The sequence below is a fragment of the Candidatus Planktophila lacus genome, from assembly GCF_002287925.1.
Taxonomy (GTDB): Bacteria; Actinomycetota; Actinomycetes; order Nanopelagicales; family Nanopelagicaceae; genus Planktophila; species Planktophila lacus.
Map to the genome: position 1 here is coordinate 695,918 of NZ_CP016769.1, position 12,594 is coordinate 708,511.

Consider the following 12,594-nt stretch of genomic DNA (forward strand, 5'->3'; position numbering starts at 1 on the left):
TAAGCCCTGCAGATGTAAAAGCAGCGGATATAAGCGGGGGCTCTGACGTATCGATTGAGAGTTCCCCGTTTAATGTCCACCTAGATAACTTCGATGGCCCCTTCGACCTCTTGCTCCAGCTCATCTCGCGCCACAAGATGGATATCACCGAGGTCTCGCTGAGTATCGTTACCGATGAATTTATCTCCTTTATCCGGGCCCTTGAGGCCTCCGGTGAAGGCTGGCGTTTGGACCAGGCCACAGAGTTCCTGGTAATCGCAGCGACCCTGCTTGATCTAAAGGCGGCTCGCCTCTTGCCTAGCGGTGAGATTGAGGATGAAGAAGACCTTGCCTTGCTCGAGGCCCGCGACATCCTCTTCGCCCGCCTGCTCCAATACCGCGCCTTTAAGGAGATCGCAGCGACCTTCGCCGCGCGCATTGAAGCCGCCGATAAGTCATTTGCCCGCGTTGTAGCCCTGGATCCCGCCCTTTCGGCGCTTCTGCCTGAGGTCTTGATCGGGGTAGGCGCACCGCGCTTTGCCGCGATCGCTGAGCGTGTACTCACGCCTAAAACCCCACCAGTGGTTGCCGTAGAACACCTCCACACCAGCCTGGTGAGCGTGGCTGAGGAGTCCAAGTTGGTTGTTGAGGCCCTTCGCAAGTCCCGCACTCTAAGTTTCCGAAACCTCTGCTCAGATGCTGACTCGACCCTAGTCATCGTCGCCAGGTTCCTAGCCCTGCTCGACCTCTATCGTCAGGGAGCGCTCCGTTTTGAGCAGGTTATTGCCCTCGGTGAGCTCCAGATCAGCTGGACGGGCTCAGATGAGGGCGAGGTCGCCGCCTCAGATGAGTTCGATATCCCGGTCTCTCTGCTCGATGACGAAGCCAGCGATCAACCAGAGGACGAAACCCCAGATTTAAGCGTAGTAAATGAGACAGAAGGTGGAGAAAATGTCTAATCCCGAACTCGAGCGTTCCATTGAGGCGATCCTGATGGTCGTAGATGAGCCGGTTACCGAGCTAACTCTGGCTTCAGTTCTAGAACGTACCGTCGACGAAGTAGTCGAGGCGCTCGAACACCTAACTGGTTCATACGAGGGTCGTGGCTTCTCCCTGAAGGCGATCAACGGGGGATGGCGCTTCTATAGCCACCCAGAATGTTCGGCCGTGGTGGAGAAGTTTGTTCTCGATGGCCAGCAGAACCGCCTTACTCAGGCAGCGCTCGAAACCCTTGCTGTCATCGCCTACCGCCAGCCTGTATCTCGCGCCCGCGTCTCAGCCATTCGCGGTGTAAATGTTGAAGCGGTAATGAAGACCTTGGTGACCCGTGGGCTGGTCGAGGAGGCAGGGCTAGAGCCTGAGACTGGGGCGATCTTGTATAAGACCACAAGCTACTTCTTGGAAAGACTTGGACTTAACTCACTCGGTGATTTACCTGCACTGGCTCCTTATCTGCCGGATCTCGATCGCCTTGATGAGATCTTGGAATCACTCACCGACTAAGCTGCTTTTACGCTCAGGCTGGCCTTTGCTTTGACCCCTGTACCTGCTTTGGCGTAGACTCACGTCTCAACTTCCCCTTGATGGTCTAGCAGTTGAAGGCCATCTTTCTGGGGGAGCGCCCCTAATGACTGTCGAGAATGGATAGCCAAATGGCCGAAATGCGCCTGAATAAAATAATCGCCGACGCTGGAATCACGAGCCGTCGCGGAGCCGATGAGTTAATCATGGATGGTCGAGTAAGCGTGGACGGATTCATCTGTCGTGAGCTCGGAGCTAAGTTCGACCCACAAATGGTAAAAGTCATGGTTGATGGTGAGACAATTACAAGATCTCTGACTAAGTCTTATCTTGTACTTCATAAACCAAAAGGTGTTCTGTCTACGATGTTCGACCCGGAAGGTCGCCCCTCATTAGCCGACTTTATTGACCTCAGAAAAGAGCGCCTTTTCCACGTTGGACGCCTTGATAAGGACTCTGAAGGGTTAATCCTGCTTACCAATGACGGGGATTTAACCTTTAGAGCTACCCACCCATCTTTTGGGCTGGAAAAGACTTACATTATTGAATTTGATGGAAAGCTCCCGGTTGGGACCGAGAAGACCCTTTTGAAGGGGATCGAACTTGAGGATGGAATTGGCCGAGTTCTCTCATTTAAGCAGCTGAGCCCCCAATGGCTAGAAGTCACAATCCACGAAGGCAGATACCACATCATCCGCCGGCTAATGGAGGCAGTCGATGTCACCGTCCTGCGATTGATCCGAACCAACTTCGGACCTATCTCCTTGGGAGATACCCCTGAAGGAAGATGGCGAGATCTAAATGCGGGCGAATTGGCAAACCTACAAAAGGCTTTAGATCTTTAAGGTTTTATCTATATTCTGCCTACAAAGATATAAAACCATTTATCTATATTAATGCTCGAGTCCTCTTTTTTAACTATTTATCGATATTTTAATGCGGATTTGGGCGTATTCTAATCCCTTAATAACCATTTATCGATATTGATGAAATCCGGTGGTGCAGCTAGCGCGAGGATCTTCCCGAAGAGCGCGAGAACGAATATCGTAAAAGCAGTTACTAGATATATCGATAAAACGCGATATATATAACGACCTGATGAACTTTCTGCGGGTACTATTGGTCAATGTCTACGGTTAGAGCGATACGCGGAGCGGTTCAGGCAGAGGCCAATACCGCCGAGGCGATAGACGCTGCCACCAAGGAACTCTTGACAGAGATGCTCAGCGCCAACACCCTTACCGCCGAAGACTTCATCTCGGTGATCTTCACGGTTAGCCCTGACCTAAATGCAGCTTTTCCAGCAAGCACAGCTCGTGAGCTTGGATTTACCGATGTCCCGCTCATCTGTGCGGTCGAAATTGGGGTTCCAGGCTCGCTCGAGCGCACCATCCGCATAATGGCTCACGTTGAAAGTGGGCTAAAAAAGTCAGAAATCAACCATATCTACCTAGGCGGAGCAAAGGTTTTACGCCGAGATATAGCTCAGTAGGGCGCTCTTCTGATGGCAACTAACGAAGGTAAAGCCTTTTCCTCAATCCGGATTATCGGGTCCGGTCTAATCGGAACTTCGATCGGCTTGGCTCTAGCTGCCCGCGGAGTTCAAGTAGAGATGCTCGACCTGGATCAAAAGGCCCAGAAATTAGCCCAAGATCTGATCGCCTCAGAGATATCAGGAGCGCCAGAGGTAATCCTCTTCGCAATCCCTGCCAGCGCACTCGCTGAGACCTTCGAACGAGAATTTGCACTCAACCCAGGATCTAAATTTATAGATATTGCTAGCGTTAAAACTAAACCTCAAGTTGAAGTATCAAGAATCAGCGGTGGTTCATCGCGCTTCCTTGCCACCCACCCTATGGCTGGTCGTGAAATTGGGGGAGCAGCTAGTGCTCGCGCCGATTTATTCGAAGGTCGCACCTGGATCTACTGCCCTACCTATGCAGATGGAGCGCAGGTTGACTCAGATGTCCTGGAGACCGGTCTCTGGTTGATCAAGTCTTTAGGGGCTACGCCAATATCGATGTCTGCCTCCCGCCATGATTCTGCGGTGGCACTTGTTTCGCATCTGCCACAGATCGTCGCCTCTCTTTTGGCCGCCCAACTCAAGGGGGCTAAGAGCGAAGATTTAGATCTTGCAGGCGCTGGTCTTCGCGATACAACGCGGATCGCTGCCTCGGATCCAGAGCTATGGCAAGAAATCATCTCCAGCAACGCGCAAGAGATTTTGCCGCTATTAATAAATCTACAAAACGATCTTGGATCCCTCATTGAATCGCTCGATGATCCTGCGAAAGTTGGTTCATTTATCGCAGCTGGTAACGAAGGTCGCTCAATGATCCCAGGCAAACATGGTGGAAAGGCTCGCGAATACACACAATTGCCAGTGGTTATTGAAGATAAACCAGGACAACTTGCAGCGTTATTTGATGAGTGCGCAAAAGCTTCGGTAAACGTTGAAGATTTAACAATCGAACACTCACCTGGTCAGTTCACGGGCTTAATAACTCTTGCTCTATCGGCTAGTGATGCTGCCATCTTGCAGAAACATCTCGAAGAGTCGGGATGGAACGTTCACGCTCCAAGATAGACTAGTGGTTAGTAACTATCACTATTAATTTTCAATGCAGTACACCGCGCAGGGCAATGATGGGATGTAAGTAGAAATGATCGTTGTAGCCATCGATGGACCAAGCGGTGCGGGAAAGTCCAGCACATCAAAACTTGTTGCACAACGAGCAGGGTGGAATTATTTAGATACTGGCGCTTTGTACCGTGCGGTCGCATGGTTAGCGCTAAGAGAAAAGATTAGCTCTGCAGAAGATATTCTCGCTGCGCTTGACGATAACACAATTCACTTCATCGCAGATCCAAAAGACCCAAAGGTTTTTGTTGGTGATGTAGATGTGTCAACAGATATTAGAAGTGAGAAAGTCACTGAGAGAGTAAGTGCAATTAGCGCACTGCCAGAAATTCGCGCCGCACTTTTATCTTTGCAGCGCAGATTGATAAATAGCGCAGAGCGCGGAATCGTTGTTGAAGGCCGCGATATCGGAACCGTTGTTGCACCAGATGCACCGTTGAAGATTTATCTACAAGCAGATATCGCCGCTCGCGCCGCAAGAAGGTCTAGCGAAATAGCCGCACCGGTTGCCAGCGTCTCGGAATCACTAAACCAACGCGATGAAATTGATTCGAATCGCGCGGTATCTCCTTTAGCTAAAGCATCTGACGCAGTTTTAATTGACTCTACAGAACTGGATTTAGAAGAAACGGTAGAACGCGTCTGGGAGTTATTGAAAGAACGTTCCCTGCTCGGTCTTCCAATCGTTGCGATCCTAGGACGGCCTAACGTTGGTAAATCAACTTTGATCAACCGTTTTATTGGACGTCGTGAAGCGATTGTTGAAGATACCCCTGGTGTTACACGCGATCGCGTTCAGTACGAATGCGAATGGGGCGGACGACGTTTCATAATTATGGATACTGGCGGATGGGAATCAAAGCCCGATGGAATTTCGGTGCAAGTTAGCGCGTCTGCTGAACTTGCGATGCAAGAAGCAGACGTTCTTGCATTCGTAGTTGATGCACATGTGGGCGCACTCGACGAAGATGACATTCTGGTTCAAGAACTTCGCAAAGTTAAGAAACCGATGGTTCTTATCGCAAACAAAGTAGATAGCGATGTAGATGAGGCAGATGCACACGCGCTCTGGAACCTCGGTCTTGGTGAACCTCGATTTGTATCTGCACTTCATGGTCGTGGTAGTGGAGATCTGCTTGATTACATCGTGCGCGAGATGCCCGAAGTTGGCGGCGCGCAAACTCAGGATGGCTATCGCAAAATCGCTCTGATTGGTCGACCAAATGTTGGTAAATCAAGTTTGTTAAATGCGCTTGCGGGAGAAAATCGTTCGATCGTTGATGATGTCGCCGGAACAACTCGTGATCCAGTAGATGAGTTAATTGAATTCGGGGGATCGATCTGGCGCTTTATCGATACTGCAGGTTTGCGCAAGCGCGCTAACCAAGCCAGCGGCACTGACTATTACGCAACGCTTCGCACCCAGAGCGCTCTAGAACGATGTGAATGTGCGGTAGTTGTTCTAGATGCTTCGCTGCCGATTTCTGAGCAGGATCTACGCGTCATCACCATGGTTGAAGAAGCCGGCAAAGCGATGGTGATCGTGATGAATAAGTGGGATCTCGTCGATGAAGATCGTCGCGATCAATTAGATAAAGAGATCGATCGCCACCTTGATCAAGTCGAATGGGCACAGCGAGTAAATGTTGCCGCCAAGACCGGTTGGCACCGTGATCGTTTAGCTCCAGCTCTTCGCACCGCGATCGATAGTTGGGAACGTCGCGTTCCAACCGCAAAACTCAACTCATTCTTAGGCGCCCTCATCGGTGCGACTCCGCCGCCAGTTCGCGGTGGAAAGCAACCAAAGATTTACTACGCAACCCAAGCGGGTATCGCGCCACCGAAGTTCGTTATCTTCTCCAGCGGATGGATCGAGCCTTCTTATCGCCGCTTTATCGAGCGTCGCCTGCGTGAAGAGTTCGGCTTCCCAGGCACGCCAGTGATGGTCGCGATTCGAGTAAAAGAGCGCGATTAATGACGATTATGAAGAAGCTTTCCCTAGTCACCGTTCCGAATGCGCTCACCTTTCTACGCGCCCTCGGGATTCCGCTCTTTATCTACCTTGCTATCTCACTTGAGGCAGATGGTTGGGCGATTCTGACCCTGGCTATCGGGGGAGCAACCGACTACTTCGACGGCAAGATCGCCCGTGCTTGGGGCCAGGAATCCCGTTTCGGAGAATTAGCAGATCCCGCAATTGATCGTTTATATATCGTTGCAACTCTCATCGTTCTCTACCTGCGCGATGCGATTCCGTTGTGGGTGATCGTTGTTCTAGTTGTACGTGACTTGGTCCTGGCGGTTGCAACTTTGGCGCTGACTGCAAAGTCTCTACCTCCGCTTAAGGTCACTTACCTCGGAAAAGCGGCAACCTTTAACCTGCTCTATGCATTTCCATTTCTCTTACTCGCGCTAAATCCAAATTGGTATGGAACTCTCGCCTACATCTTCGGTTGGAGCTTTGCGATCTGGGGGATTGTTCTCTACCTCTTTACGGGCGTTACTTATCTCGGCTCTGCGGTTACATCTCTTCGTAAATCGCGATAGTTTTCTCCCATCAATCAGGGGGAGTTCTAGTGTCATCTATTCCAGATAACTTGCAATACACAAAAGAGCACGAATGGGTTCTGGCTACCGGAAATACATTCCGTATGGGAATTACTGATTACGCTCAAGGTGCGCTCGGTGACATCGTCTATGTGCAGCTGCCGAAGGTTGGCGAAAGCGTTGTTGCGGATAAAGTTTGCGGTGAAGTTGAATCTACTAAGAGCGTCTCTGAAATCTTCGCTCCCGTTTCAGGAAAGATCGTTGCGATCAACGAAGCGCTCAATACCGCGCCAGAGACGATCAACTCAGATCCTTACGGTGCAGGTTGGTTGGCCGAGATTGAAGTAGCGGCCCTTCCGGCCGGCTTACTCTCTGCCGATGATTATCGTCAAATCACCGCATAGAAATCGGGAATTTTTCGTACTTTTTACCGCTTGATTTCTTTCTTTTCTCACCCTAAGGTCAGCCTCAGGTTGAAGTTGAACCTCAAGGAAAGCCAAGTGAAGGGGGAGCGATATGAATAAACCAGATAGCAACGGCGAACTCACCAGTACCCTCCACCTCGGACTCCGCTCGGTCGTAGATGGTTCCCCGGAGAGCGCTCTCAACGCCCTTCTCTCATCTGCCAGCGATGCAGACCGCTTAGCAATTACAGCAATCATCGAAGGTCCAGCAGACCGAGCGATGGTCGTCATCCATCGCGGTCCGTCAAAGGGCGCGAGATTTCTAATCGATAGCGGTGAAGTTGCAATTGGTCGGTCAGTTGATTCACCGATCTTCTTAGACGATGTAACGGTCTCAAGAAGGCATGCGGTTATTGTTAAAGATGAACAGAAATTCAGCATCAAAGATCAAGGAAGCCTCAACGGAACATATCTAAACAATCAGTCAGTTCTTAACTCACTCTTAACTACAGGTGATGAGATTCAGATCGGTAAATTTCATATGCTCTTCGTAGCGCCAAAGAAAAGTAAGTAATTAGTAAAAAACAGATTTAAGAATTTATCAACCGCTTAACTAGCAGTAGGGGAGATTAACGTGAGCGTTCCAGCACGCGCGTATTTGAGTATCGGGGAAGTCCTTACAAAGCTCCGTGGAGATTTTCCGGATATAACGATCTCTAAGATCCGTTTCCTTGAATCAGAAGGGTTGATTGAACCCCAGAGAACGCCTTCGGGATACCGCAAATTCACCGCCGCTGACCTTGATCGCTTGCGTTACGTACTCCTGTTACAGCGCGATCAGTACCTACCGCTACGCGTTATAAAAGAGAATTTAGAAGCCCTTGACCGTGGACTAGATCCTGCTCCTGCTGGAGGAGTTGCATCCCCTCGTCCAACTCTTACAACCGTTGATAACTCAGCATCACCTGAATCATTCGGTGCATCTTCTGACCTACGTCTTTCTCGTGAAGAGTTGCTTAAGGCAAGCGGCCTAGTTGATGATCAATTAGTAGAACTCGAGTCATACGGATTCATCGCGCTACGCGGTCGTCATTACGATGCTGACGCACTATCTGTTGCCAAGGCGGTAGCTGAGATGGCTGGTTTCGGTATCGAAGCGCGCCACCTGCGTTCATTCAAATCTGCCGCAGATCGCGAGATCGGTTTAATCGAACAAGTGATCACTCCGATTAACCGCCAAAAGTCTTCGGACTCAAAGGCGCGCGCTGAAGAAGTTCAGAAGCAGATCGCCTCACTTTCAATTCGTTTACATGCCGGGCTAGTTCGCGCCGGTCTTAATCGCCCTCGCCAGTAATTGTTCGGGGCAGGTAAGGCGAACTCATGTTGGTAAATATGGAGGTTGTTGGCGTTCGCATTGAGATGCCCTCTAATCAACCGATCGTTTTATTGAAAGAGATCGAAGGTTCACGTTTCCTGCCGATCTGGGTCGGAGCTGTTGAAGCAACTGCGATCGCTTTTGCTCAACAAGGAATGGCGGCACAACGCCCGCTGACCCACGATCTGATCGCCAACCTTCTAGAAGTCGCAGATCTAACGATGACCGCAGTTCACATCACCGAATTAAAGGATGGGATCTTCTACGCCGAGATTCAGATCCGCGATAGCCAGTCCGCACTTCTGAAGGTTTCAGCTAGACCGTCGGATGCGATCGCGATCGCACTTCGTACCAAGAGCAATATCGTGGCCGACTCTGACCTTCTGGATCTGGTCGGCATTGATATCCCAGAACGCCTCTTGGAAGTCGAGGGCGTGGAAGATATAACTGGAGCCAAGGAAGGTGCGGCGACCGACCTTGATCTCGAGCGATTCCGTGAATTCCTCGACCAGATCAACCCGGAGGACTTTGCAGGGTAGGGGTCAGAAGTCTCACCCTCTACTTGAGGTTTGCCTCGTGTCGGTCGTTGTTTACAGCTCTCTTCGCTCGTAGCCTTAGCCCAGAAGAGAAACCCATCCAAGCTTCCCCGAGCAGAATCGAGAACGACGTGACCTCCCCAGTTACGCACGATGGCCAGAATGAAATCGGATACCGCGGTGCAACAGCATGTTCAGCCGCTGGAATTTCGTATCGCCAATTAGATTATTGGGCACGTACCGGTTTGCTTGAACCAAGTGTTCGCACTGCAAGTGGTTCTGGAACAGCGCGACTCTACGGTTTCCGCGACATTCTCGTTTTAAAGATCGTTAAGCGTTTATTGGATGCAGGAGTATCTCTACAAAATATTCGAACTGCCGTAAATCATTTGCGCAGTCGCGGAGTTACAGAGTTAGAAAGCATTACCTTGATGAGCGATGGCGCATCGATCTATGAATGCGCTAGTCCAGATGAAATCATCGACTTGCTGCAAGGCGGTCAAGGCGTTTTCGGTATCGCAGTGGGTAAGGTTTGGCATGAGGTTGAGGGTTCATTGGCATCGCTGCAAGGCGAGTTCAATGGCGAGATCGTTACAGCAGGTGGTGAAAGTAACGACGAGCTCTCATTACGTCGAAAGGCGAAAGGCGCCTAAAAGACATATTCTTCCCCAATATGTTCCCATCTAGATAGTTGGAAACTTAATCGGGGGAGTTGCTTTGACTTTAGAACATGGCGCATTTGTTGATCGCCACATAGGTCCAACCCACGCAAATGAAGTTGCGATGCTTGAGCAACTTGGTTTTAAATCACTCGATACATTCATTTCTGCTGTCGTGCCTTCTGCAATTGCGATGAAAGAACCGCTGGAGAAGTATCTGCCTAGTGCGGTTACTGAAGTCGAAGCGATCAAGCTACTTCGCCAGATGGCTTCCGAGAACCAAGTCTTTACTTCACTTATCGGCACCGGTTATTACGGAACGGTTACTCCTGCGGTTATTAAACGAAACGTTTTAGAGAATCCCGCCTGGTATACGGCTTACACACCGTACCAACCTGAAATTTCCCAAGGACGCTTGGAAGCGCTATTTGCTTTTCAAACAGTTGTCTGCGATCTCACCGGTTTAACTATTGCTAACGCATCAATGCTCGATGAAGGTACTGCAGCAGCTGAGGCTATGACGCTGGCCCGCCGCAATTTCAAGGGCTCGGACGATGCGATATTTGTAATCGATTCATCACTTCATCCACAGAGCAAAGCCGTTGTCATTACTCGCGCTAAGCCACTGGGTATCAAAGTTGTTGAAGTAGATATCAAGTCCGCTGCTGATATTTCTGGCATCGAATACTTCGGTGTTCTTGTTCAGTACCCAAACACTTTTGGCGAGATAAACGATTATTCTGATTTAGCGGAAGAAATTCATAGTAAAGACGCCTACTTAATTGCAGCAACAGATCTCTTAGCTTTGACCTTACTGAAGGCTCCGGGGGAGTGGGGCGCAGATGTCGCAATCGGTAGCGCACAACGCTTCGGTGTCCCTATGGGATTCGGCGGACCACATGCTGGTTTCATGTCAGTGCGGACAGGTTTAGAACGTTCACTGCCCGGTCGCTTAATCGGCCAGAGCGTCGATGTTCATGGAAATCCCGCATTTCGTTTAGCGTTGCAGACTCGCGAACAACATATCCGCCGCGATAAAGCCACTAGCAATATTTGTACTGCTCAAGTACTGCTTGCGAATATGAGCGCCTTCTACGCAATGTGGCACGGCCCAGTTGGTCTAAAGAAGATCGCCAACCGCGTTCACGGACTTACACATATATTCGCAACTGCACTTACTTCAAAGGGCTTCAAGATTGCTAATGAAAGCTACTTTGACACGTTAACGATCAACGTTGAATCTGCAGACAAGTTGATGAAGAGCGCCGAAGAGTTAAAGATCAATCTGCGTAAGATTTCGCAGACCCAAGTCGGTATCTCATTCGATGAAACAACCACGGTTGATCTCTTAAACCAATTAGCAAAGATCTTTGGTATCTCAATTGATCTTTCAGTGCAGGGGAGTGGTCTTCCAAAGTTCGCGGTAAGAGAGAGTTCGTACCTGGCGCATCCAGTCTTTAATACCTATCACTCCGAAACTTCAATGATGCGTTACCTGCGCATGCTCTCTGATCGCGACCTTGCGCTTGATCGCACAATGATTCCGCTTGGATCTTGCACGATGAAGTTAAATGCGGCAACCGAGATGGAAGCGGTAACTTGGCCTGAATTCTCGGCGCTGCATCCATTCTCACCTGCTAACCAGAGCGCAGGATCGCGCCGAATGATTAAGGAGCTCTCTGATTGGTTGGTTGCAATCACCGGGTATGACGCAGTTTCTCTGCAACCAAATGCTGGTAGCCAAGGGGAGTTTGCTGGCTTGCTCGCAATCCGCAATTACCATGATTCACGCGGTGACAAACATCGCACCATCTGCTTGATTCCATCGAGTGCTCACGGCACAAATGCCGCAAGTGCTGTAATGGCGGGTATGCAGGTTGTCGTTGTCTCTTGTGATGAACTCGGAAACGTTTCAGTTGCAGATATCAAAGAGAAGATCGCAGAACACGGTGCCAATCTCGCTGCCCTGATGGTGACTTACCCATCTACGCATGGAGTATTTGAGTCTGCGATCGGTGAAATCTGCGAGTTGGTACATGCAGCAGGCGGTCAGGTCTACGTTGATGGTGCAAATTTGAATGCGTTAGTTGGTCTTGCGCAACCTGGAAAGTTTGGCGCAGATGTTTCGCACTTAAATCTCCATAAAACATTTTGTATTCCGCATGGCGGTGGGGGACCGGGAGTAGGTCCAGTAATCGCACGTGCGCACTTAGCGCCATTCTTGCCAAACCATCCACTTGATGAAACAGCTGGCCCTGTAACAGGGCCAGGTCCAATTTCGGCAGCGCCATTTGGTTCAGCAAGTATCTTGCCGATCTCTTGGAGTTACATCCGAATGATGGGGGGAGCAGGGTTAACTCATGCCACCCAAGTTGCGATCTTGTCTGCCAACTACATGGCAAAGAAATTAGCTCCTTACTTTCCAATTTTGTATACCGCTGAAAGCGGGTTAATTGCTCACGAGTGCATCTTGGATCTCCGTGAAATCACCAAGGTGAGTGGTGTAACTGTCGATGACATCGCAAAGCGTTTAATGGATTTCGGTTTCCATGCGCCAACGATGAGCTTCCCAGTTCCTGGAACTCTGATGATCGAACCAACTGAATCCGAAGATGTGCGAGAGATGGATCGCTTTATCAACGCCATGGTTGAGATCCACCGAGAGATTTCCGAGATAACTGTTGGGGCTATTGCAGTTGAAGATTCAGCGCTACGCCATGCACCTCATACAGCTGGCGCAGTCGTAAATAGCCAGTGGGATCGTCGTTATTCACGCGAAATGGGAGCCTTTCCAGCGCCCGCTAGCGGCCTTATAAGCGGTGAACTGATCGGAACTGCCGGTAAGTATTGGCCTAGCGTTGGTCGTATCGATGGCGCTTACGGTGATCGCAACCTTGTCTGCTCATGCGCACCGATCGAGTCGTACGCCTAA

Annotated in this window: 13 protein-coding genes; all 13 read left to right on the forward strand. The window is 50.1% G+C overall.

Annotation, left to right across the window (positions count from 1 at the left end; all coding sequences use genetic code 11):
• The first annotated feature begins 29 nt into the window (after nt 1-29).
• The 13 genes from A1s21148_RS03470 to gcvP all read left to right on the forward strand — a co-directional run bounded on the left by A1s21148_RS03470 (nt 30) and on the right by gcvP (nt 12,594).
• Entirely contained in the window at nt 30-938 is a 909-nt protein-coding gene (locus tag A1s21148_RS03470; protein WP_095671807.1) for a segregation and condensation protein A, read from the forward strand.
• A complete protein-coding gene (gene scpB, locus A1s21148_RS03475; RefSeq protein ID WP_095671085.1) occupies nt 931-1,482 on the forward strand; it encodes an SMC-Scp complex subunit ScpB in 552 nt (183 codons plus the stop codon). The genes A1s21148_RS03470 and scpB overlap by 8 nt, the downstream gene beginning before the upstream one ends.
• A 149-nt stretch (nt 1,483-1,631) precedes the next feature.
• Nucleotides 1,632-2,345 carry a pseudouridine synthase gene (locus A1s21148_RS03480; RefSeq protein WP_095671808.1) on the forward strand — a complete coding sequence of 238 codons (714 nt, stop codon included), beginning with the start codon at nt 1,632-1,634 and terminating at the stop codon, nt 2,343-2,345.
• 281 nt (nt 2,346-2,626) lie between these two features.
• On the forward strand, nt 2,627-2,992 hold the full coding sequence (aroH, locus tag A1s21148_RS03485; protein ID WP_095671086.1) for a chorismate mutase: 366 nt from the start codon (nt 2,627-2,629) through the stop codon (nt 2,990-2,992).
• Between the two features lie 12 nt (nt 2,993-3,004).
• A complete protein-coding gene (locus tag A1s21148_RS03490) occupies nt 3,005-4,087 on the forward strand; it encodes a prephenate dehydrogenase (RefSeq protein WP_095671087.1) in 1,083 nt (360 codons plus the stop codon).
• A gap of 76 nt (nt 4,088-4,163) precedes the next feature.
• Nucleotides 4,164-6,116, forward strand: coding sequence for a ribosome biogenesis GTPase Der (der, locus tag A1s21148_RS03495; RefSeq protein ID WP_095671088.1), 1,953 nt, complete (start codon nt 4,164-4,166; stop codon nt 6,114-6,116).
• The gene (locus A1s21148_RS03500) at nt 6,116-6,688 is read left to right on the forward strand and encodes a CDP-alcohol phosphatidyltransferase family protein (RefSeq protein WP_223299431.1); all 573 of its coding nucleotides are present in this window, start codon (nt 6,116-6,118) and stop codon (nt 6,686-6,688) included. The genes der and A1s21148_RS03500 overlap by 1 nt, the downstream gene beginning before the upstream one ends.
• A 29-nt stretch (nt 6,689-6,717) precedes the next feature.
• Nucleotides 6,718-7,092, forward strand: coding sequence for a glycine cleavage system protein GcvH (gene gcvH / locus A1s21148_RS03505; protein ID WP_095671089.1), 375 nt, complete (start codon nt 6,718-6,720; stop codon nt 7,090-7,092).
• A gap of 112 nt (nt 7,093-7,204) precedes the next feature.
• Nucleotides 7,205-7,666 carry an FHA domain-containing protein gene (locus A1s21148_RS03510; protein ID WP_095671090.1) on the forward strand — a complete coding sequence of 154 codons (462 nt, stop codon included), beginning with the start codon at nt 7,205-7,207 and terminating at the stop codon, nt 7,664-7,666.
• 60 nt (nt 7,667-7,726) lie between these two features.
• On the forward strand, nt 7,727-8,446 hold the full coding sequence (ftsR, locus tag A1s21148_RS03515; RefSeq protein WP_095671091.1) for a transcriptional regulator FtsR: 720 nt from the start codon (nt 7,727-7,729) through the stop codon (nt 8,444-8,446).
• Between the two features lie 29 nt (nt 8,447-8,475).
• Nucleotides 8,476-9,006, forward strand: coding sequence for a bifunctional nuclease family protein (locus tag A1s21148_RS03520; protein ID WP_095671810.1), 531 nt, complete (start codon nt 8,476-8,478; stop codon nt 9,004-9,006).
• Nucleotides 9,007-9,134: 128 nt separating this feature from the next.
• Nucleotides 9,135-9,656, forward strand: coding sequence for a MerR family transcriptional regulator (locus A1s21148_RS03525; protein WP_095671092.1), 522 nt, complete (start codon nt 9,135-9,137; stop codon nt 9,654-9,656).
• A 130-nt stretch (nt 9,657-9,786) separates the two neighbouring features.
• Nucleotides 9,787-12,594: an aminomethyl-transferring glycine dehydrogenase gene (gene gcvP, locus A1s21148_RS03530; RefSeq protein ID WP_420022009.1), complete on the forward strand. Its 2,808-nt coding sequence runs from the start codon at nt 9,787-9,789 to the stop codon at nt 12,592-12,594.

Excerpts from the sequence above, each read along its gene's own strand:
- scpB (WP_095671085.1), top strand. The coding sequence starts at position 931 with ATGTCTAATCCCGAACTCGAGCGTTCCATTGAGGCGATCCTGATGGTC.
- A1s21148_RS03480 (WP_095671808.1), top strand. The coding sequence starts at position 1,632 with ATGGCCGAAATGCGCCTGAATAAAATAATCGCCGACGCTGGAATCACG.
- aroH (WP_095671086.1), top strand. The coding sequence starts at position 2,627 with ATGTCTACGGTTAGAGCGATACGCGGAGCGGTTCAGGCAGAGGCCAAT.
- A1s21148_RS03490 (WP_095671087.1), top strand. The coding sequence starts at position 3,005 with ATGGCAACTAACGAAGGTAAAGCCTTTTCCTCAATCCGGATTATCGGG.
- der (WP_095671088.1), top strand. The coding sequence starts at position 4,164 with ATGATCGTTGTAGCCATCGATGGACCAAGCGGTGCGGGAAAGTCCAGC.
- A1s21148_RS03500 (WP_223299431.1), top strand. The coding sequence starts at position 6,116 with ATGACGATTATGAAGAAGCTTTCCCTAGTCACCGTTCCGAATGCGCTC.
- A1s21148_RS03510 (WP_095671090.1), top strand. The coding sequence starts at position 7,205 with ATGAATAAACCAGATAGCAACGGCGAACTCACCAGTACCCTCCACCTC.
- gcvP (WP_420022009.1), top strand. The coding sequence starts at position 9,787 with ATGCTTGAGCAACTTGGTTTTAAATCACTCGATACATTCATTTCTGCT.